General features: G+C 31.7%; 24 protein-coding genes. 20 read left to right on the forward strand and 4 right to left on the reverse strand.

Translation table 11 applies throughout. From position 1 onward, the window contains the following. The first annotated feature begins 117 nt into the window (after window positions 1-117). From CSW08_RS07890 to CSW08_RS07985, 20 genes are all read left to right on the forward strand, one after another. Window positions 118-1,644, forward strand: a complete 1,527-nt coding sequence (locus CSW08_RS07890) for an HAL/PAL/TAL family ammonia-lyase (RefSeq protein WP_106659363.1) — start codon at window positions 118-120, stop codon at window positions 1,642-1,644. Then, window positions 1,634-2,737 (forward strand): WG repeat-containing protein, encoded by a 1,104-nt coding sequence (locus tag CSW08_RS07895; RefSeq protein ID WP_106659364.1) that lies wholly within the window; start codon window positions 1,634-1,636, stop codon window positions 2,735-2,737. The genes CSW08_RS07890 and CSW08_RS07895 overlap by 11 nt, the downstream gene beginning before the upstream one ends. Before the next feature lie 10 nt (window positions 2,738-2,747). Continuing rightward, entirely contained in the window at window positions 2,748-3,491 is a 744-nt protein-coding gene (fabG, locus tag CSW08_RS07900) for a 3-oxoacyl-ACP reductase FabG (RefSeq protein WP_106659365.1), read from the forward strand. Window positions 3,492-3,510: 19 nt separating this feature from the next. Further along, on the forward strand, window positions 3,511-4,401 hold the full coding sequence (locus tag CSW08_RS07905; RefSeq protein ID WP_106659366.1) for an LpxL/LpxP family acyltransferase: 891 nt from the start codon (window positions 3,511-3,513) through the stop codon (window positions 4,399-4,401). Beyond that, window positions 4,394-4,849 (forward strand): ApeP family dehydratase, encoded by a 456-nt coding sequence (locus CSW08_RS07910; protein ID WP_106659367.1) that lies wholly within the window; start codon window positions 4,394-4,396, stop codon window positions 4,847-4,849. Before CSW08_RS07905 ends, CSW08_RS07910 begins: the two co-directional genes overlap by 8 nt. Further along, the gene (locus tag CSW08_RS07915; protein WP_106659368.1) at window positions 4,846-5,280 is read left to right on the forward strand and encodes an acyl-CoA thioesterase; all 435 of its coding nucleotides are present in this window, start codon (window positions 4,846-4,848) and stop codon (window positions 5,278-5,280) included. Before CSW08_RS07910 ends, CSW08_RS07915 begins: the two co-directional genes overlap by 4 nt. Continuing rightward, window positions 5,273-6,418 carry a beta-ketoacyl-[acyl-carrier-protein] synthase family protein gene (locus tag CSW08_RS07920; protein WP_106659369.1) on the forward strand — a complete coding sequence of 382 codons (1,146 nt, stop codon included), beginning with the start codon at window positions 5,273-5,275 and terminating at the stop codon, window positions 6,416-6,418. Before CSW08_RS07915 ends, CSW08_RS07920 begins: the two co-directional genes overlap by 8 nt. 10 nt (window positions 6,419-6,428) lie before the next feature. After that, a complete protein-coding gene (locus CSW08_RS07925) occupies window positions 6,429-7,493 on the forward strand; it encodes a methyltransferase (RefSeq protein WP_106659370.1) in 1,065 nt (354 codons plus the stop codon). 3 nt (window positions 7,494-7,496) lie between these two features. Further along, complete coding sequence (locus tag CSW08_RS07930; RefSeq protein ID WP_106659371.1) at window positions 7,497-8,108, forward strand: 3-oxoacyl-ACP synthase; 612 nt, start codon at window positions 7,497-7,499, stop codon at window positions 8,106-8,108. Then, on the forward strand, window positions 8,105-8,362 hold the full coding sequence (locus tag CSW08_RS07935; protein ID WP_106659384.1) for a phosphopantetheine-binding protein: 258 nt from the start codon (window positions 8,105-8,107) through the stop codon (window positions 8,360-8,362). Before CSW08_RS07930 ends, CSW08_RS07935 begins: the two co-directional genes overlap by 4 nt. A gap of 1 nt (window position 8,363) precedes the next feature. After that, entirely contained in the window at window positions 8,364-9,563 is a 1,200-nt protein-coding gene (locus CSW08_RS07940) for a beta-ketoacyl-[acyl-carrier-protein] synthase family protein (RefSeq protein ID WP_106659372.1), read from the forward strand. Next, window positions 9,560-10,585, forward strand: coding sequence for a beta-ketoacyl synthase chain length factor (locus tag CSW08_RS07945; protein WP_106659373.1), 1,026 nt, complete (start codon window positions 9,560-9,562; stop codon window positions 10,583-10,585). Before CSW08_RS07940 ends, CSW08_RS07945 begins: the two co-directional genes overlap by 4 nt. Before the next feature lie 158 nt (window positions 10,586-10,743). Continuing rightward, the gene (locus tag CSW08_RS07950; RefSeq protein ID WP_162495546.1) at window positions 10,744-11,346 is read left to right on the forward strand and encodes a polysaccharide deacetylase family protein; all 603 of its coding nucleotides are present in this window, start codon (window positions 10,744-10,746) and stop codon (window positions 11,344-11,346) included. Further along, window positions 11,336-11,968, forward strand: a complete 633-nt coding sequence (locus CSW08_RS07955) for a LolA family protein (RefSeq protein ID WP_106659375.1) — start codon at window positions 11,336-11,338, stop codon at window positions 11,966-11,968. Before CSW08_RS07950 ends, CSW08_RS07955 begins: the two co-directional genes overlap by 11 nt. Before the next feature lie 5 nt (window positions 11,969-11,973). Next, window positions 11,974-12,354 carry a hotdog family protein gene (locus CSW08_RS07960; RefSeq protein ID WP_106659376.1) on the forward strand — a complete coding sequence of 127 codons (381 nt, stop codon included), beginning with the start codon at window positions 11,974-11,976 and terminating at the stop codon, window positions 12,352-12,354. 47 nt (window positions 12,355-12,401) lie between these two features. Continuing rightward, a complete protein-coding gene (locus tag CSW08_RS07965; RefSeq protein WP_238987224.1) occupies window positions 12,402-13,568 on the forward strand; it encodes a DUF2062 domain-containing protein in 1,167 nt (388 codons plus the stop codon). Then, window positions 13,561-16,014 carry an MMPL family transporter gene (locus CSW08_RS07970; RefSeq protein ID WP_106659378.1) on the forward strand — a complete coding sequence of 818 codons (2,454 nt, stop codon included), beginning with the start codon at window positions 13,561-13,563 and terminating at the stop codon, window positions 16,012-16,014. Before CSW08_RS07965 ends, CSW08_RS07970 begins: the two co-directional genes overlap by 8 nt. Next, complete coding sequence (locus CSW08_RS07975) at window positions 16,001-16,885, forward strand: cupin-like domain-containing protein (protein WP_106659379.1); 885 nt, start codon at window positions 16,001-16,003, stop codon at window positions 16,883-16,885. The genes CSW08_RS07970 and CSW08_RS07975 overlap by 14 nt, the downstream gene beginning before the upstream one ends. After that, a complete protein-coding gene (locus CSW08_RS07980) occupies window positions 16,878-18,557 on the forward strand; it encodes a C45 family autoproteolytic acyltransferase/hydolase (RefSeq protein WP_106659380.1) in 1,680 nt (559 codons plus the stop codon). The genes CSW08_RS07975 and CSW08_RS07980 overlap by 8 nt, the downstream gene beginning before the upstream one ends. Next, window positions 18,554-19,855 (forward strand): phenylacetate--CoA ligase family protein, encoded by a 1,302-nt coding sequence (locus CSW08_RS07985; RefSeq protein WP_106659381.1) that lies wholly within the window; start codon window positions 18,554-18,556, stop codon window positions 19,853-19,855. Before CSW08_RS07980 ends, CSW08_RS07985 begins: the two co-directional genes overlap by 4 nt. 197 nt (window positions 19,856-20,052) lie before the next feature. On the opposite strand, the gene CSW08_RS07990 is transcribed toward CSW08_RS07985, so the two are convergent. From CSW08_RS07990 to CSW08_RS08005, 4 genes are all read right to left on the reverse strand, one after another. Beyond that, complete coding sequence (locus CSW08_RS07990) at window positions 20,053-20,367, reverse strand: DUF6730 family protein (protein ID WP_106659382.1); 315 nt, start codon at window positions 20,365-20,367, stop codon at window positions 20,053-20,055. A 15-nt stretch (window positions 20,368-20,382) separates the two neighbouring features. Next, window positions 20,383-21,162 carry a relaxase/mobilization nuclease domain-containing protein gene (locus tag CSW08_RS07995; RefSeq protein ID WP_317044925.1) on the reverse strand — a complete coding sequence of 260 codons (780 nt, stop codon included), beginning with the start codon at window positions 21,160-21,162 and terminating at the stop codon, window positions 20,383-20,385. A gap of 74 nt (window positions 21,163-21,236) precedes the next feature. Next, window positions 21,237-21,617 carry a mobilization protein MbpA gene (gene mbpA, locus CSW08_RS08000; protein ID WP_238987226.1) on the reverse strand — a complete coding sequence of 127 codons (381 nt, stop codon included), beginning with the start codon at window positions 21,615-21,617 and terminating at the stop codon, window positions 21,237-21,239. A 136-nt stretch (window positions 21,618-21,753) separates the two neighbouring features. After that, the coding region (locus tag CSW08_RS08005; protein WP_106659383.1) for a toprim domain-containing protein at window positions 21,754-22,506 on the reverse strand (753 nt) is incomplete at its 5' end.

The following is a 22,506-nucleotide window of genomic DNA, read 5'->3' on the forward strand; positions in this document are numbered from 1 at the left end:
ATTGGATATAGTCAATTAATTATCATATTTTTGTTTATTATCGGATATTTACTATCCAACCACACAGGCAGTAAAATTAACACTATTATAATAAAAACTGCTGACATTTAATCTTATATGATAAAAATTAAGGGATCCTTAGACATCGATATGTTTTATAAAATAATTTTCGAAGATGAATTTCTAGAAATCGATGACCAAATAAAAGGTAATGTAAAAGCTAGTTTTGAGTTCTTAAAAACCTTTTCCGCTAAAAAAATTATTTATGGTGTTAATACCGGTTTTGGTCCAATGGCCCAATATAAAATAAAGGATGATCAACGCATAAATTTACAGTATAATCTTATAAGAAGTCATGCTTCTGGATCTGGAAATATTATTCCACCAAAATATGCAAGAGCTGCAATGCTAGCACGTCTCAATACACTTTCGTTGGGAAGGTCTGGTGTTCATAGTTCTGTAATTGATTTAATGACAACTTTAATTAATAAAAATATTACGCCTATCATCTATGAACATGGAGGTGTTGGTGCAAGTGGTGATTTGGTGCAATTAGCTCACCTAGCCTTGACTCTTATTGGTGAAGGAGAAGTGATTTATAAAGGTAAGCGTCAGCCCACTAAAAATGTTTTCGAAAAAGAAAATTTAGAGCCCATTTTAGTAGAACTTAGAGAAGGTTTAGCATTGATGAATGGGACTTCTGTAATGACAGGAATTGGTGTTGTAAATACCATTTATACAAGAAGATTACTCAATTGGATGATTGCTATTTCGGCATCTATCAATGAAATTGTAAAAGCTTATGATGATCATTTATCATTAGAACTTAACTTAACTAAGAAACATATTGGGCAACGTGAAATTGCTAGAATGATGCGTGTTCATTTGAAAGATAGTTCGTTAGTTAGAAAAAGAGAACATCATTTATATACTGATACACAAGATGTTGATGTTTTTGAAAACAAAGTGCAAGAGTATTATTCACTTCGATGTGTTCCGCAAATTTTAGGGCCAGTTCTAGATACTTTAAATACTGTTGAAAAGATATTATTTGAAGAAATAAATTCGGCCAATGATAATCCGATTATAGATTTAGAAAGTCAACATGTTTATCATGGTGGAAATTTTCATGGTGATTATGTATCATTAGAAATGGACAAGCTAAAATTAGTGGTTACAAAAATGAGCATGCTTGCTGAACGCCAACTTAATTATTTGGTAAACCCCAAACTGAATGATATTCTACCACCTTTTGTGAATTTAGGAACCTTAGGTCTCAATTTTGGTATGCAAGGTGCACAGTTTACAGCAACTTCTACCACTGCAGAAAACCAAATGCTATCCAACCCAATGTATGTGCACAGTATTCCTAACAATAACGATAATCAAGATATAGTGAGTATGGGAACTAATGCAGCTCTCATCACCAAAAAAGTCATTGAAAATGCATTTGAAGTTGTAGCTATAGAACTCATTACTATTGTTCAAGCCATTGAGTACTTAGAGGTTAAGGACGAAGTATCTTCAAAAACCAGAAAAATGTATGATGATATTCGCCAAATTGTCCCTAAATTTAAAGATGATATTGTACTATATCCTTATGTAAACAGTGTCAAAGATTATATAATGAAAAATGAAATTTAAAACATTGAAATTTTTATCATTAGTACTATGCATGGCACTTTTCACGACTTTCATAAGCCTGGGACAAGAAAAGTTGGCTAAAGTTAGAGAAGGTAAACTTTTTGGTTACATCAATACAAATGGCACTTATACTATTGCTCCTCAATTTAAATATTCTAGAGATTTTTCTGAAGGATTCGCAGCAGTTGAAGAAAATGATAAGTTTGGATTTATTAATACCTCTGGAGAGTGGGTCATTAAACCCATCTACGAAAATGTTAAAGATTTCAATTCTGGCTTAGCATTAGTTAATAATGATGGCGCTTGGCAATATATAAACACTGAAGGAACAGTTGTTCCTTTTCCAGAAGCTGATAAATATTATTCTTTTAGCGATGGAGTTGCTTTTTATAAAAAAAACGGAAGAGTAGGTTTATTTAACACTCAAGGTGAAGTTATTCTTGAGCCAATATATGAGGTTATCAAAAAATTTATTGACGGTCATGCCATAGTTGCGAAAAATGATGAATGGGGAATGATAAATGCAAAAGGCGAAATTGTGATTCCAACGAGATATGATCGCATTGGGGATTTTAATAGTAATGGTATTTGGGTTAAAAAACATGATGAATATGGTGTGTTTAATGACTTTAAATTTAATGCCGTACCTGATGCAGATAAAATTTGGGATTTTTCTAAAGATTCTAAAATAGCCTACGCTGAAAAGGACGATTTAATAGGTTACATTAATAATTATGGTGAATGGATTATAAAACCCGCTTTTGAAAAAGGTAGAACTTTTAATAAAGGTCTAGCTCCAGTCTATCAAGATGGTAAATGGGGATACATTAACTTGAAAGGTGAGGTTGTTATAGATTATCAATTTAAAGATGCCGAAGAATTTTATGATATTGGACTTGCTCCAGTTAAAATAAAAGATTGGGGTTTTATTGACATGGAAGGTAACTTGGTAATTCCAGCGAAGTTTGAAGACAAATATTTCAATGGAAATTATATTCAAGTTGAGTACAATGGCAATTTTGGTTTCTTAAACGAAAAAGGTGAGCTTCTAGGAAATACTTGGTATAAAAATGCTGAACTCTTCAAAAAATAGTTTTTATTAAATGAAAGATAAAACAAAATATGCACTAGTTACTGGTGGTTCACGAGGTATTGGAAGAGCTATATGCATTCAGCTTGCCAAGGATACAGACTATTCTATTTTAATTAATTATAATAGTAATGAAGCTGCTGCTAATGAAACTCTTGATGCTGTAAAAAAAATTGGCGGTTTAGGAGAAATTATAAAGTTTGATGTCGCTAATCCAGAGGCTGTTAAGCAACAATTAGACGCTTGGTTAAACACCCACGAAAACGCTCTAATTGAAGTCCTCATAAATAATGCAGGAATTACCAAAGATGGTTTATTTTTATGGATGCAACCCAACGATTGGGATAGTGTTATAAAAACAAGTCTCAATGGGTTTTTTAATGTGACTAATCATCTCATTAAAGAGATGTTGTTAAACAAGTATGGCAGAATTATAAACATGGTATCCGTTTCAGGATTAAAGGGAGCCCCTGGTCAAACAAACTATGCAGCTGCCAAAGGGGCTATTATTGCAGCAACTAAATCATTAGCTCAAGAGATTGCAAAAAAAAATGTTACAGTCAATGCCGTTGCTCCTGGTTTTATTAAAACCGATATGACTAATCACCTTGACGAAAAAGAACTTAAAAAGTTAATTCCGGTTAGCCGCTTTGGAGATGCTGAAGAAGTAGCACATCTGGTTTCATTTCTTGCTTCTAAAAAAGCATCTTACATTACGGGAGAAATCATTAATATCAATGGAGGAATTTATTCATAAATAATACCAATATTAAACAATGGCAGCAGAGTGGGATGGAAAATCTAGAGGTACAGTTTTTGGCTTTAAAGTTTTTATATATTTTATAAAGAATTTTGGCATCAATGCTGCCTATGCCTTAATGCATTTACCTGTTCCCTACTTTTGTTTATTCTCAAGAAAAAATGTAAAAGGTCTTAGCTACTACTTCAGAAAACGTTTAGGGTATTCATGGGTGAAAAGTTCAATAGGCGTTTATAAAACTTATTATATTTTCGGACAAACACTTATTGATAAAATTGCTATTCCAGCTGGTCTGGGAGAAAATTACACCTTTGAGTTTGATGGCGAACACCTATTAGAAGAAGCACTAGCCGAAAAAAAAGGAGGCATTCTCATAAGTGCTCATGTGGGCAATTTTGAATTGGCTCAGTATTTTTTCAATAAACGACTTAAAAACACCTCCATCAGAATTGTAATTACCGATCAAGACCATCAAGACATTAAGGAGTATTTAGACCAGTTTAGACACAGAGATGAATTGCAATTTATAATTGTTAGAGATGATTTTTCTCATATTTTTGAAATTAATGCAGCTCTTGCTCAAAACAAAATAATTTGTATTGCAGGCGACCGATATTTAAAAGACACTAAATGTATACAAGAAAAATTGCTTGGTAAGACCGCTAAATTTCCTGTTGGACCCTTTTATCTTGCTAGCCGTCTCAATGTTCCTGTTTTGTTTGTTTACGTCATGCGTGAACCAAAAAAGCATTATCACTTGTATGCTCGACGCATCGATGTAAAGGCTAGAGATGCGCAAGATTTACTGATGAAATATACTCAAAATATAGAAAATATTGTAAAGAAATATCCTTTACAATGGTTCAATTTTTACGATTTTTGGGAAGATAAAGAAAAGCATGGATAAGCATAATAAATTGAAAGTGCCCATCTTAGATCCTGAGTTCATAGAAAAGCTCTTGCCACATCGTAAACCAATGGTTATGGTAGACGCTCTTGTTTTTTTTTCAGATAAAAAGGCGATTTCAAAACTTTCAATTTCCCCTGATAACATTTTTGTAATAAATGGCGTGTTTTCTGAAACAGGTTTAATAGAAAACATGGCGCAGACAGCAGCATTGTATATCGGATACAAACAATTTTTAAATAACAAGGTAGCTAAAGATGGTTTTATAGGTTCAATTAAATCCACCCAAATTATAAGTTTGCCAAAGCTAAATGATACCATCTCGACAGAAATAAACGTTATTTACGAAATTGGCAACATGATCTTAGTGAAAATTAATTCTACTTTAAATGGTATAACTATTGGTATTTCAGAAATGAGCACCGTTTTAAAAGATTCAAATATATGATTGAGCATAAAGAACTTATGGTACAGCAAAACATAAGAATTAGATTTAATGAAACGGATGCACTGGGTATTGTGTGGCATGGCAATTATTTAAAATATTTTGAAGATGGTCGCGAAGCTTTTGGAAGAGAACATGGTATTTCTTATCTAGATGCAAAAAAAAACGGTTATGCTACACCTGTAGTAAAAACATCCACAGACCATAAATTAACACTTACATATGGAGAGAATACCATAATAGAAACCTATTTTATTAATACTGATTCAGCCAAATTAATATTTAAATATATTATAAAAAATGAAGCATCTGCCATAGTGTGTGTAGGTGAAACCATTCAGGTGTTTACCAGTTTAAAAGACAATACCATGTCGTTAATCATTCCAGAATTTTTCAAAGCTTGGAAAATAAAACAAGGATTCCTCAATGTATAAGATTTACTTATCGCATAATTCTATAATATCATCACTTGGTTTTAATAGTGAAACTGTTGTTGATAATATAAAAAATGAAGTTAGTGGTATTTCACTAATAGATGATAAAACCCTGTATCATAATCAGTTTTATGGAGCTATGGTAGATAGAAATCTTTTAAATAAAAAATTTAATGCATTTCAAACTGAAGAAGTATTCACCACATTAGAAAAACTAATGATTCTGTCATTAATGGATGTTATCGTTGCATCTAAAATCAAAATCAATGCATCTGTTGGATTGATAATTTCTACAACAAAAGGAAACATTGATGCACTTGATAAAAAGAGTAAATTTCCGCAGTCTTATGCATATCTTTCTCGCTTAGGGAAAGCTTTAAAAACACATTTCTTATTTAAAACAGAACCCGTCATCGTTTCCAATGCTTGTGTATCTGGTATATTGGCAATTTCGGTTGCTAAAAGACTTATTAAAGAAAAAATGTATAAGCATGTTTTCATTGTTAGTGGTGACTTAGTATCTAATTTTGTTTTATCTGGTTTCAGCTCGTTTCAAGCATTAAGTGATTTGCCTTGTCAACCGTTTTCAATAAGTAGAAATGGGATTAATTTAGGTGAAGCTATATCTAGTATTTTAGTAACTTCAAATACAAATTATCTTACAAAAGAAAGCGTCGAAATATTAGGCGATGCTACTTGCAATGATGCGAATCACATTTCTGGACCATCGAGATCTGGCGAAGGATTATTCCGCAGTGTTAATGCAGCAATTAAAGAAGCAGAAATAAAACCACAAGATATAGATTATATTTCTGCACACGGAACATCAACAGTATTTAATGATGAAATGGAAGCTATCGCTTTTAATAGATTAGGGTTACAATCTGTCCCTTTAAATAGCTTAAAAGGGTATTTTGGGCACACACTAGGTTCTTCTGGATTAGTGGAAACCATTGTTGGAATGCACAGTTTAAACCTAAATACTTTGTTTTTTTCTAAAGGATTTATAAGTTTAGGTGTATCAAAACCATTGCAAATAATAGACAAAACAACATATAAAAAATTAGATATTTTCTTAAAAACGTCTTCAGGATTTGGAGGCGCTAATACAGCACTTTTATTAAAAAGTGTATCATAAAATTCTACACATGTCAAAAAAAGAATTACGAGCCATCGAAGCTTTAGAAGAAGCTCAAAAAATAGCTTTCGCTCCTTTTGTTTTTCAAACTACAGTCAGTTTAAAAAAGTTAGGCGTTTTAGATTTCATTTTTGAAAATCGTGATAGCAATGGTATTTCAATTGATGAAATATCAAAAGCCTTATCTATTAGTGTATATGGTCTTAGTGTCCTTTTAGAAATAGCTGAAAGTTCAAATATCGTGGTTAAAAATTCTGAAAAAAAATACCAACTTACCAAAACAGGATACTTTTTAAACTATCATAAAACCGTAGAAGTTAATCTTAACTTCACAAATGATGTCTGCTATGAAGGCCTTTTCTATCTTAATGATGCTATTAAAGAAAACAAACCATCAGGCTTAAAAGTTTTTGGCAATTGGGACACAATTTATGATGGTTTGTCTCAACTAAATCCTGAAGTACAAAAATCATGGTTTGAATTTGATCATCATTATTCTGACGGAATTTTTGATGAGGCTTTAAAGCGTGTATTTAAAAATGAACCAAAAACTATTTATGATATAGGTGGTAATACTGGAAAGTTTGCATTACAATGTTTAAATCATAATAACAATGTGAAAATTGAAATTTTCGATTTACCTGGGCAGCTTAAAAAAGCCTTAGTAAATCTTAAAAATAATGGTTTTGAGGATCGAGTTTATGGTCATGAAATTAATTGGTTAAAACCAAATCCTCAAATAACCAAAGGAGCAGATCTTATATGGATGAGTCAGTTTTTAGATTGTTTTTCAGAAGATCAAATTCTTACCATACTAAAGACATGTGTCGCCTCTATGAATGAAAATACTGAACTTATTATTATTGAAACGTTTACAGACAGACAAAAATTTGACAATGCACGATTTTCATTGGAAGCGACCTCATTATACTTCACAGCTCTAGCAAACGGAACCAGTAAAATGTATCCTTCAACTGTATTCGATTCATTAATTAAAAAAGCTGGACTTATAATTGAAGAAGATCATCAATTGGGCGATTATCACACAATGATGGTATGTTCTAAAATATTATAGAATTTGAATTCAAAATTTAAAATACAGTCGTTTGTGCATGTAAGAAATAGTAAAATTTCTTTAAATTATAATATACTTTTTGAAGATGGTGCTGAAGAGTTTAAAGACTTTATTAAAATAGCTTATAAAGCTCTAGGTATTGATTATCCAAAATTCTTTAAAATGGATAACTTAAGTAAATTAGCTTTAATAGCTGCAGATGTTTTAATTCAAAATATGGAAAATATAGATGAAAATACGGCTATTATTTTATCAAATAGAGCTTCTAGTTTAGATACAGATAGAAAGCACCAAGAATCTATTTCAGATATTGATAATTATTATCCAAGTCCATCTGTATTTGTTTATACATTACCAAATATTTGTATTGGTGAAATTTGTATTAAACATCAGTTATTTTCTGAAAATAGTTTTTATATATTTGAAAACTTCAATCCAAACCATTTATGGTTACAAAGTGAATACCTTTTAAAAACAGGTAAGGCTAATAAAGTAATATGTGGATGGGTTGATTTTGATGATTCAAATTATGATGCCTTTCTCTATGCTGTAGAAAAAAATGGTGATTTTGATAATTCTATTGAAAATATAAAAAAACTTTATTTATGCCAATAAAAGAATTAAGAGAAGAATTAAAAAAAAAAATTATTGATCAATTAAATCTTGAGGATTTCTCAGTAAGTGACATTGAAGATGATGATGCTCTTTTTGGAGACGGACTTGGCTTAGATTCCATTGATGCATTAGAACTCATTGTTATGTTGGATAAAGATTACGGGATTCAATTAACAGATCCTAAAGAAGGTAAAGAAGTCTTCAAATCTATCACGGTTTTAGCCGAATATATTGCTGAAAGAACAAACAAATAAAATGACTTCACCGCGCGTTGCTATAACAGGAATGGGAATTATTTCTGCAATTGGCAATACGGTTGAAGAGAATAAAGTATCATTATTTGCTTGTAAAAGCGGTGTCAAAACAATTAAAAATATCAGCACAATACATGCTGGCCAAATAAAAGTTGGCGAGGTAAAATGTACTAATGAAACTTTAATATCCCAATTACAATTATCAAGCGATAATAATTTTACTAGAACAGCCTTATTGGGATTAATCGCAGCAAAAGAAGCAGTTAAAAATGCAAGAATCTTAGATAATAGCTTATATAAAACAGGTCTTATTTCCTCTACAACGGTTGGTGGAATGGATAAAACCGAACAACATTTAAAGCAGTTCAAAACATCGCCTGAAAGTCAGAAATACATTTCTAGTCATCATGCAAGTGATAGCACTAAAAAAATGGCAGATTATCTTGGAATTACAGATTTTACAACAACCATAAGCACAGCATGTTCATCTTCAACCAATGCTATCATGCTAGGTGCTCGCTTAATAAAATCTGGCAAATTAGATAGGGTCATTGTTGGCGGAACGGATGTGCTTTCAAAATTTACAATTAATGGTTTTAAAACTTTAATGATTTTATCTGATGAGATTTGTAAACCTTTTGACGAGCACAGAAAAGGATTAAATTTAGGAGAAGGTGCTGCATATCTTGTTTTAGAAGCTGAGCATATTGCTAAAAAAGAAAAGCATTCTATTTTAGCCTTCGTTTCTGGATATGGAAATGCGAATGACGCGTTTCATCAAACAGCATCATCAGAAAATGGCCAAGGAGCTTATTTAGCAATGCAAAAAGCCTTAGATGTTGCCCAACTAATACCTGAACAAATTGATTATATAAATGCTCACGGAACTGCTACTGCTAATAATGACCTATCGGAAAGTATAGCTATAAAGCGTATTTTTGGAGAAAAAGTGCCCAATTTCAGCTCTACAAAAGCCTTCACAGGGCATACTTTAGCTGCATCAGGGGCTATAGAAGCAGTATATTCTGTTTTAGCATTACAAGAACAAACCGTATTTCCAAATTTGAATTTTAAATCGAAAATCAAGGAAACAGAATTAATACCAACTACAGAAATTAAGAAGACTAAAATTAAGCATGTGCTTTCCAATTCTTTTGGATTTGGAGGTAATTGTTCAACCATAATATTTTCAAAAGAATGAGAAATTGCTACATTCATAGTGCCGTATCAATTTCTCTTCAACATACTTTTGATTCCGAAGATTTTCTGGCAGATATAATAATTCATAATTCTAAAAAAGCAAAAGCAATTTATCCAAATTATAAAGATTTTATTTCAACCATTGCAGCACGACGCATGGAAAGTGGTGTTAAAATGGGTGTTATAGCTGCAACCAAAGCACTAAATCTTGCTGAATTAAATCAGCCAGACGCTATTATTACGGGAACAGGAATGGGCTGTATCGCTGATACTGAAAAGTTTTTAAACAGCATTATTGACAATAATGAAGCCTATTTAACACCTACTTCCTTTATACAATCAACACATAATACGCTTAGTGCTAATATTGCTTTAATCCTCAATTGTCATGGTTATAACAATACCTATGCTCATGCAAGTTTATCATTTGAATCTGCTTTAATCGATGCAAAATTATTATTAGAACAAGAAGAAGCAAATCATATTTTAGTAGGTGGCACTGATGAACTTGGTAATGAATTTGTTGATTATGTGCAAATGATTGAAGCGAGTAACGACCATGGTATAAATGTCCCGTTTGGAGAAGGCGCATCATTTACTGTGTTATCATCAGAAAAGAAACCAAATACCATTCAATTATTAGATATAACTACTGAAAATAAAATTTCAAATGATAAACTGAAACACAAAATAAAATCTTTTTTGGATGATAACAAATTAAATTTTCACGATATTGACGCCATCATTCTTGGTAACAATGGAGACACTTTTGATTATTACTATGAACAATTAACATCTTCCCTGTTCGTTCATGCAAGCCAAATTCATTATAAACACTTAATAGGAGAATTTTATACGGCCTCTGCTTTTGGGTTTTGGTTAGGAATTAAAATTCTCCAAAAACAACACATCCCGAAAGCAGTTTTAAAAAATGTAAAGTCGACCAAGCCCATTAAAATTATATTGATTTACAATCAATTTAAAGGAGAAAATCATAGTTTTATTCTGCTCAAGAAATGTTAAATTTCAAAAGTATATCATATATAACACTTTTAACTATTATTGCAATAGCAGTCTGTAGTATTTCTAAGAACTGTTCCTGGCTTTTAATTTTACTACCCATTTTTTTATGGTTATTTATTACAATAATAGGTTCGTTTTCAATGCGTGCCAATTTTTTTTTGAAGTCATTTACATCTAAAAAATTAATAGAATCAAAAAAAATAGCAATTACTTTTGATGATGGCCCACACCCTGAATTAACCTATACTATTTTAGATATTCTAGATCGTTATAATACAAAAGCTACTTTTTTTTGCATTGGAAATAAAGTTGAGCAACATCCTGAAATATTAAAAGAGATTGCTAAAAGAGGCCATTGCATTGGGAATCATTCCTATTCTCATAGTGTAAATATTAGTTTTTCGTCAAAATCAAAATGGCTAGAAGAAATCCATAAAACGGATGCCATTTTAAAAAAAATAATCGGAAAGGCTCCACTATACTTTAGACCCCCTTTTGGTGTCACTACACCAAATTTAGCCAATGCTTTAAAAGAAACTAGGCATACAGTTATTGGTTGGAATAACAGATCTTTTGATACGGTAATAAAAAACAAAAACCTTGTTTTAAAGCGAATTATAAATCAAATTTCAATTGGTGATATTATTTTGTTTCATGACACACAACCAAATACCCCATATATTTTGGAACATTTATTGCTTCATCTAAAACAACACAAAATAGAAGCTATAACTATAAACGATTTGCTAAATGAAAATTAAATATTATTACTTAATAATTTTGTTATTTGTCAGCATATTTTCAATTAATGCGCAAGTTGAATTGAACGCCAATGAACAAAAAGTTTTTATAAGAAAAGTGACAACTATTGCTAACAACACTAAAAATATGCTGAGTGATTTTATTCAAGAAAAACATCTAAGCATTATGAATAATACCATAATTTCCAAAGGAAAGTTAGCATTTATGTCTCCAAATTTAGTGAAATGGGAATATATAGAACCTTATAAAAATGTTGCCCTATTTAAAGAAGATAAACTCTATATATCAAACAACGACAAAAAAGAAACGCTCAATTTAAAGTCTAATAAACTGTTTAAAGATCTAAATTCATTAATCGTTAATAGTATTAAAGGAGATATGTTTGATGATAGCCAATTTAATATAACCTATTTTAAAATTGACACTGGTTATTTAGTGATATTTATTCCTAATGAAAAAAAATTAAGTAGATTTATTGCTAGATTTGAATTAAAATTTTCCAATGAATCTACAGAAGTGGAAGAAGTGAAATTAGTAGAACCTAATGATGATTTTACAACTATTACTTTTAAAAATAAACAGATAAATACAAAAATTTCAGACGATACTTTTAAACATTAATAGCCATGCTTTTAGATGATTTTTATAACATAATATATTTAAAAAGTGTGAAAGACCAAAGTATTGAAGCCTCTGTAAAGATTAATAAAACACACCAAATATTTGAAGGTCACTTTCCTAAAAACCCTGTAACACCTGGTGTCGTAATGCTTCAAATATTAAAAAATTGTCTTGAAATTCATTTAGAGGAATCTCTATTTATGCAACAGTTATCTCGTGTTAAATTTTTAACCTTAGTGGATCCAAATTTTGATGATATTTTAAATTTTAATATCGACATAAGTCTTGAAAACGAAGGGTTTAAAATTAAAAATCATACTTCTTTTATAGATGGTCGCTCTATTTTAAAATGTAATGCTACTTTTGTAAAATATTCTATTCATTAGATTAAGAGTCAACAAACCAAATGCCAAAAGGAACTATTCAATCTAAAATGAAACAGCTAAAATGCTGTGTAATAATTCCGACGTATAATAATCATAATACATTAAGTCGTGTTTTAGATGGTATTCTAAAATATACTGAAGATATTATTGTAGTCAATGATGGTTCTACGGATGCTACTTCTCTAATTCTGTCAGATTATCCTAATATCGAAAAAATACACAAACCTAACAATACCGGAAAAGGAACTGCCCTCAAATTAGGATTTAAGACTGCTGTTTCTTTAGGGTACGACTATGCCATTACATTAGATACTGATGGGCAACACTTCCCTGACGACATTCCAAATTTTATAAATGAACTCCATGATTCCAACAATAAAAAAATTTTAATAATTGGCGATCGTAATATGGATAATGCTGATGTTTTTGCACAAAGCGCAAAAGGCAATCGGGTGTCTACTTTTTGGATGCATGCAGCTACAGGACTACGACTCAACGATTCACAATCTGGTTTTAGATTATATCCTATAAAAGAAATGGAATTCATAAAATTTATGAAATTCACCAAAAAATTTGAATTCGAAATTGAAGCTATCGTCAAGTCATATTGGTATGGAATTGAAATAAAACATGTTCCCATTAATGTTTTATATGATCCAAATGAACGCGTATCGCACTTTAGACCTTTTATGGATATTTCTCGTATGGTTGTATTGTACACTTGGTTTTTATTGGTGCGTCTTTTCTATATTACACCTCTAAATTTATATCGTCGGTTAAAAAAAAAAGGGTTCAAAAGATTTTTAGTTGAAGATATATTAAGACATCAGGATTCACCAAAAAAAAAAGCATTATCAATTGCTTTAGGTGTTTTTATAGGTATATCACCCCTTTGGGGTTTTCATACAGTAATCGTTATTTTTTTAGCAATATTTTTTAGACTTAATAAAGTCATAGCTTTTGCGTTTTCTAATATTAGCATTGTACCTTTTATTCCTTTTGTGTTATTTATAAGTTTGCAAGTTGGCAATATAATATTAGGAAATGATACTAAATATTCGATAGAGAATATTAAAGAAAACTTCGATATTGCTGAACATTTAAAAACCTATTTGATTGGGAGTATAACACTCTCATCTGTAGCTGCCATGATTTTTGGTTTATTAGGTTATTTTGTATTTTCGGTTACTGACAAAAGTAAAACTAATGGGTAATCTATTCTGGCGCATACATAGATGTGTAGAACATAAAAGAATCAATTATTTGATAATTGTGATTGCCTTATTTAGTGTTTTAGTGTGGATTGCTTCAAACATAAAATTCGATGAAGATATTTCGAAATTGATTCCTTCGAACTCAAATAACGAAAAGTTACAAACCGTTCTAAAACATGTCAACTTCGCAGATAAAATAATAATTAATATTAGCTTAGAGAAAGATGGAAATTTTGAAGATCTTGTTGATTATGCCTCTGCAATTACAGATAGTCTTTCTAATAATTACAAAGATTTCATTAATGATGTGAAAGGTAATATTGAAGATGAAGATGCTTTAGAAATGATTGATTTTGTTTATAGCAACTTAGCACTATTTTTATCTGAAGATGACTATAAAATTATAGATTCCAAAATTAACAAGGATTCCATAAAAGCTATTACTATAGCAAACTATAATACGCTCATTTCTCCTTCCGGATTTATAGCAAAAAATATTATTGTTAAAGATCCCTTAGGCATGTCCTTTATGGGTTTAAAGCAATTAAATAAGTTGGGTTTATCAGATGACTTTAAATTAAAAGACGGTTTTTTGGTTCATAAGAATGAAAAAAATATTCTACTTTTTATAAATCCTAACGACAATATAGAGGATACCGATAAAAATCAATTTTTTGTTAGTGACTTATACCGATTACAAAAAGACTTAAATGAGAAATACAATACCAAAGTAAAAAGTAGTTATTATGGTGGTTCGTTAATTGCAGAGGCTAATGCAAGACAAATAAAAACAGATATTCAATACACTGTGAGTATTGCTTTAACCAGTTTACTACTGCTATTTATCTTCTTTTATAGAAAAGTAATGGTACTGCTCATTTTATTTGTTCCAACAATTTTTGGAGCTTTGTTAGCTATTGCTATTCTAAGCCTTTTAAGATCAGATATTTCAGCCATTTCCTTAGGTATAGGTGCGGTGCTTTTAGGGGTTACACTAGATTATTCTCTTCATATTCTAACTCATATTAGAAATCAAGAAACTCTAGAATCACTCTATAAAAATATTAGTAAACCAATATTAATGAGCAGTTTAACTACTGCTTTAGCTTTTCTATGTTTACTTTTTATTCAGTCGCAAGCATTACAAGATTTAGGTATTTTTGCTGCCATAAGCGTATTAGGAGCTTCTATATTTGCTTTGATTTTTATTCCGCAAGTTTATAATGTAAAAAACAACACTTACAGCACTAAGGTTACTCTTATAGACAAACTCGCTAACTATAACTTTAACAAAAGCAAAGTATTAATTGCTATCCTTTTAATACTTTTAACTATTAGTTTATTTACCTTCAATAAGGTTGTATTTAATAAAGATTTATCGAAACTGAATTACTCTTCACCAGAGCTTAAAATTGCTGAAATAGAATTAGATAGCTTAATAAATCTTTCATCCAAATCACTTTATGTTGTTACTTTTGGTGATAGTATGGAAACCTTACTTCAAAGCAATGACCTCATTTATAATAAATTATTAAAATTTAAAGAAGATTCATCTATTTTAGATTTTAATTCTATAGGGGCATTATTACGTTCAGAAAAGACTCAAAACGAGCAAATCAAATATTGGGAAAATTTCTGGAACATTGAAAAAAAGATATTAGTCAAAAATAATCTTATTGAAAGTGGAACTACAATGGGTTTTAAACCTAATACTTTTAATAACTTTTATAATTTATTAGACAAAAAATTTAATAGCCTTAATATAAACGATTACAAAGCACTAAATTCCTTACCCATTGATGATTTTATAACCTCAAATGAAAACCTTATTACAATATCCACTGTTGTTAAGGTAGATAATGATCAAATCGCGATGGTAAACGAAGCGTTCAATACAGATAAAAATACTGTTGTAATTGATAGACAACGTATAAACGAAGATCTTTTAGGAAATTTAAAAAATGATTTCAACAGCTTAATTCTATACTGTTTAGCAGTTGTTTTTGCTCTTTTGTTATTGTTTTACAGAAATTTCAAATTAACATTAGTCACCATCCTACCAATACTTGCTACTTGGTTTTTAACTCTTGGTTTAATGGGTCTATTTAAATTAGAATTTAATATATTTAGTATCATAATTTCAACATTCATTTTTGGATTGGGTGTGGATTATAGTATTTTTATGACCAACGGTATACAAAGACAAACAGAAAATAGCCTTATTAGTTTAGCTACTTTCAGGACTTCAGTTATTTTATCCGTAATTACAACCATTTTAGGTGTTGGTGTTTTGTTATTTGCAAAGCATCCAGCACTTCATTCTTTAGCTTTGATATCTGTTATAGGGATAATATCTGCTATGTTAATATCATTTACAATTCAGCCATTTTTATATAAATTTTTTATTACAAATTCTATTAAAAAGATGACTAATGGGGAAAATTAAAACTATTCCAATTCCAAGAATAAAATCAATAACTAAGGACGATTTTATCGAGAATTATTATAAAAAGCAAAAGCCTGTTATTATTGAGGATTTATCTAAAGATTGGCCAGCATATAAAAAATGGAATTTAGATTATATTCAAAGTTTATCAGGGAATCAAGTTGTACCGCTTTATAATAACGAACCAACAAAAGGACGTCAAAATTCTGTGGTGCCTGCAAAAAAGATGAAATTATACGATTACATAGAGATCTTAAAAACTCAACCAACAGACCTTCGTATGTTTTTCTATAACGTACTTCAGAAAATGCCAGAATTAACTAAAGATTTCACATATCCTGATATTGGCTTAAAATTTTTTAAACGTTTACCTGTGATGTTTTTTGGAGGTAAAGGGTCGAAAGTATTAGCGCATTATGATATGGATTTGGCCGATTTACTTCACTTTCATTTTCATGGAACAAAAAAAGTAACCTTGTTTGCTCCAGACCAAGCAAGATACTTATATAAAGTTCCTTTCACCGTGCATAATTTAGAAATTATAGACATGGATGATCCTGACTTTAATAAATATCCTGTTCTGCAACAAGCAACAGGTTTATCTGCTGAAATGAAGCATGGGGAAGCCTTATATATGCCAAGTGGATATTGGCACTATATAACCTATGAAGATGGCGGATTTTCAATAACCTTAAGAGCTTTTCCTAGAAGGGTAAAACAGTTTACAGAATTTGTTACAAATATTTTATTCATGCGAACTTTTGAAAATTTTATGCGAAGAATCATCGGACAAAGTTGGGTGAATTATAAGGAAAATCGAATGGTTACACGGATGAATAATAAGTATAGAAAGACATATTCGAATGAATAATTTTTTAAAATTCAAGGTCTGTATTTTATTAACTTTCGTTCTGCTTATCTCGTCTTGTGGTATTAAAAAATCAATTAATAATCGTCCCGATTTATCAAAATATAATTCGAATATTCCTAAAAAAATTGTTTTAAACGATTCCACAGCTCATACCGGCAATAACTTTATTACTAAAAATAAATATGGCTTATGGGAATTATATGTAGAAGGTGATCCTTTAGAAATTGGGTTAATAACTGGCAGCCTTACAAATAAACTTATGTATAAACAAGAACGTGTGTTTTTTGATAAAATCAATGAGCTCGTTCCTTCTGAAGGAAAACAGAAATTTTTGCGAAAATTTTTGTCATGGTACAATCGCAAAATGTACCAATACATTACAAATGAATATAGGAGTGAAATTTATGGAGTGACTCGATATGCCTCCTCAGATTTTAATAGTATCGCAACACCCTACCTGCGCTCTTTATATTTACATGGGGCACACGATATTGGGCATGCACTTCAAGATCTGGCATTAGTTGGCTGTACCTCTTTTGCGGCATGGGGAAACAAAACAGAAGACGGCAAACTACTCATTGGTCGGAATTTTGATTTTTATGCTGGAGATGCTTTTGCTGAAAATAAAATTATTGCTTTTGTTAATCCAACTTCAGGCCATAATTTTATGTCCATAACTTGGGGAGGAATGATTGGCGTAGTTTCAGGAATGAATGACAAAGGTTTAACTGTGACCATAAATGCGGGAAAATCTAAAATACCTTTAGTTGCTAAAACCCCAATTTCTATGGTGGCAAGGGAAATTTTACAATATGCCTCAAATATTGAAGAAGCTGTGGATATTGCATCAAAACGTGAAGTTTTTGTATCAGAATCTATTTTAATCGGAAGCGCAAAAGATAAAAAAGCTGTATTAATTGAAGTATCACCAAGTCATTTTGGCGTTTATGAGGTAGAAAATACAAATCTACTTATTTGTTCTAATCATTTTCAAAGTGAACCTTATAAAAATGATAGAAGAAACATAAAAACCATAGAAGAAAGCCATACACAATATCGTTATGACAGAATGATAGAGCTATTATCTTCTGAAGAAAAAGTAAACCCCATTAAAGCGGTCGAAATTTTAAGAAATAAAAAAGGCCTGAATGATAAAATAATTGGTTTTGGCAACGAAAAAGCACTCAATCAGTTACTAGCTCATCATAGTATTGTTTTTCAACCTGAAGATTTAAAAGTTTGGGTCTCTACAAATCCTTATCAATTAGGTGAATTTGTTGCATATGACTTAAATGATGTTTTTAAAAATAGGGAAGGAAATTCTTTAAACACATCACTTTCACAAAATGACATTACTATAGCTAAGGATCCTTTTTTAGAAACCACGGACTATCTTAATTATGAAGAATATAGAATATTAGAAAGTCAAGTTGAACATGCTACTTTAGATAATATTAAACTTAATGACAAAGATTTAGAATTACTTGTCAACTTGAATCCAGAGTATTGGAAAGCTTATAAATTGATAGGCGAATATTATTATGAACACAGACAGTATTCAAAAGCATTAAAATTCTTTGAAATGACATCTAAAAAAGAAATTCCAACCCTTCCAGACACTGAGTTTATATCCAAACGCATAAAAAAATCACGACGAAAACTAAAACAATGATTCAAGATATAGAGAAACAATCTATTATAAAAATAAAAGAATTCCAAGAGCAAAAACTCAAGGACGTTTTGCTTTATGTAAAACAAAAATCACCTTTTTATAAGCGTTTATTTGATTATTATAATATTGATATAGCAGAAATTAAATTTATTGAAGATTTAATAAAGATACCACCAACCACTAAGAATGATTTGCAATTGTACAATGATGATTTTCTCTGTGTTCCCAAGCAAGATATTATAGATTATGTTATAACCTCTGGCACTTTAGGTGAACCAATAACCTTTGCTTTAACAGACAGAGATTTGGACAGGTTGGCAAACAATGAAGCTATTTCTCTTGATTGTGCGGGTGTTTCAAAGCAAGATATTATACAAGTCATGACCACTCTAGACAGACGGTTTATGGCAGGCATTGCTTATTTTTTAGGTGCTCGTCGTTTAGGATCAGGTATTATACGCACGGGAGCTGGTATTCCAGAATTACAATGGGATTCTATATTAAACCATAAACCGACATATCTTATAGTAGTCCCATCGTTTTTACTAAAACTCATTGAGTTTGCCAATGTAAATGGTATTGATATCAATAATTCTGGAATTAAAGGTGCTATCTGTATTGGAGAACCAATTAGGAATGATGATTTCTCATTAAATACCTTAGGACAAAAAATCAAAGACGCTTGGGATATTCAACTTTATTCTACGTATGCCTCTACCGAAATGAACACTGCTTTTACCGAATGTGAGCACCAAAACGGAGGGCATCATCATCCAGAGTTGATTATTGTTGAAATTTTAAATGAAGATAATAGCCCAGTGAACAATGGAGAAATTGGTGAATTAACTATTACAACTTTAGGAATAGAAGCCATGCCTTTAATAAGATTTAAAACAGGTGACATGCTTAGAACTCATGATGAGCCGTGTAAATGTGGCAGAACATCGTTGCGATTAGGCCCAGTAAAAGGTCGTAGAAAACAAATGATAAAGTACAAAGGGACGACACTGTTTCCTCCATCCATACAAAATGTCATGAACCATTTTAAAGATGTGGATAGTTTCATTATTGAAGTGTTTCATAACGATGTTGGCACAGATGAAATTTTAATTAAGATTGCCACCCATTATGAAAGTCCAGAATTATTGCAACAAATAAAGGATCATTTTAGAGCAAAGCTAAGAGTCACGCCACACTTTGAATTTCATGAGAAAAATGATATTGATAAATTAAGATTCCCAAAGCTCAGTAGAAAGCCTATTGTATTTATCGATAAACGTACTACAAACGGAATTTAGTGTGTTAAAAAAATATAACAGCTAAAATTACAGCAAATAAGAATATAAAAAATCTATTCTAATTAAATCATGTATTTACTAAATGTGTCACGTCCTGAAATATAGTTACTGGTAACTATATATCTGCAAAAACTCTAAAGTTATAAAAGAAATTGAGGTTTTTAACATTTTACTGAAATTTCTTCCGATAAAGCAAATTATTTAAAAAGTAGATAAGAGCTTAAAGTTACAGTAGCTATAATACAAATTATAAAAACCACCACCGCCCAAGTAGGATATATCTTGGCATTTTCAATTTTCTTATTAAAACAACTTTCAAAACGCTCCATACTATTTATGTGTGAAGCCATTTGTTTCTGATGCGACTCAATAATAGCTTTGTATTCAACTAAATCCATTTTGACTTTGGTCGTATTTATTTTTTCACTGATTTTTTCCAGTCTTTCAACACCCTTGTTAAAGTCATGGAGCTCATTGACCAAAAGGGCGGTCAGTTCTTCAAGTTTTGTCATGATTGTTATGTTTAATTAATATCCGATTCCTTTTTGGATTGCTTTTTTAATAATGAACTTGGTTATTTTCAGTGCGATGCTCGGTGTCAAGTCAACGACTTTACCAGCGAGTTTAATGCTTACATTGTTATCCTTTGAAATACCGGCACCTTGAATCCCAGACATCAGTTTCCCAATATTACCAAGCGACATATTGCGGTGTACCTCACTGCCCTTAAGGTTATGTCCATCAAACTCAAACTGAAAGCCCTGAAGCTTGTTTTGGTTGTTAATGGTCGGGATGACCTTAACGCCATTGGTCTCCATCGCCTTGAGATAATCATCAAAGGATTTTGGCTGGAACTGTTTCATGGTCAGGTCATGCCGACGTTTTATTTCAGTACGGATTTCCATCAAATTGAATGCCTTTTCAAATTGTACCTGTTTGACCGTGGTCAGCTGCATACGTTCAGCCACCCTTTCAGCGGCCAATTGGCTGCGCTTCCCAATAAAACTATCGTTATAGGCAACGCCCCTAAAATCAATACGGTTAGTGTATAAATGGATATGCTTATGCTCCTTGTCCTGATGTACAAAGGCAATCGCTTGGCGTTCACCCAGGTTCATGTCCTTTATAAAACGTGCCGTGATTTCATTGAGTTCCTTTGTCCCCAAACGTTTGCCATCTTCAATGGTCGGACTAATGACAAAGGAGAGGGTATTCTTGGTACAATGGTAGTTCAGGTCCTGGACCATTTTGAACTCCTTGGTTATTTCTGCAGGCGAATCCCCATGCAGGAATTCCTTCAGTACGATCTGGGCATCCTTTTACTGGTTCCATCCGTAGGACATGGAAGCCCGGGTGTGTGATATGCTCTTTCCTTTTCCTATCATGGTTGAAACCTTTTAAGGTGCGCCTTGATGTCGTTCGCCAAGGCATGGACTTCTTCCATAAGCTTGGGATTCCGTTTTTTGAACATGTTCCCAATGGACTTAAAGTTGTTATGGTACTTGATGAGCATTTTATAGAGTTCGATGTGTTCCTCCGTAAAACGTTCCGTGATTTCCTGTTCAAATAGGCTACGTCGTATATATTCACTTAATGTCAAACCGCTTCTGGCTGCTTTGATATTCAAAAGCTTCTTTTCATAAACGCTGCATCGAAACTTAACGAGGTCACCCTTCCCCTTAAACACTCTTTTTTTTTCTTTGCGACCTTCGGGAGCAAACGAGAATGTGTCCACAGACACACATCTCGAATTCCTCCCCATGGACAGTTCCGTTTCCGATAGGTTCAGTACTACTTCCATGTCCAAGACTTCTAAATTATCCAGTGCTTCGGTCGGAATCTCTACCGTCCTCTGTTTTTGACCTTGGTTATCTTTTGGTGTAAAATCAAAGTTATTGTCATCCGCCATCACACAAATAGTTGTTTAAGTCTTTATGGTTTTTATAGGTATTACTTTTATCAATAACCTTATAATTGGTTTCCATAAAGTATTTAGTAGCTCCAGTTCCTGCCGTATCATTATCCAAATAAAGCAAGGTTTGCTCATAGTTATGCATATAGGGTTTCATGTCTTTTATAAAAGCAATGGAGTTCAGGACCATGATATCCGAAGTGTTCAACAGTAACGTTTCCAATGTGGCCAGTGACAACAGATCGAACATGCCTTCCAAAATAATCAGTTGATTGCCGTTCCGTTTTATATGGGTGTAGGATTTGGGACTGCTACTGTTTTTAAAAATTCTGTTCCGAAGTTCCCAGCCACCTTTGCCGTTCTCCAATCCAATGGCAAAAAACATAGATTCTTTATAGCTGTACCAAACTTCTTTACAATAGTGTTTTGCAACCGTGATTGGAATGCTCCTGGAGTTTAGATATTGAATTAGAGCCGGGTGTCTAATGTCATGAACCTTTACAATGCCAATACCTGTTTCATTTTCTTCTTTACTGAAAATCGTCAATTGGTTCAATGGTTCAATGGGCATCCCATCATTTAAAAATTCCAGAGCTTCACTTATGGAACATTTTAGAATCCTGCATACCAAATCAATCACGTTGCCCCCAATACCCCCGCCGTGGTCGTACCATCGGTTCTTGGTTCTGGAGACCTTGAAAGAGGCTTGGGTTTCTGACCTGAAAGGACTCAGAAACCA

It is taken from the genome of Confluentibacter flavum, assembly GCF_002843175.1.
Classification (GTDB): domain Bacteria; phylum Bacteroidota; class Bacteroidia; order Flavobacteriales; family Flavobacteriaceae; genus Confluentibacter; species Confluentibacter flavum.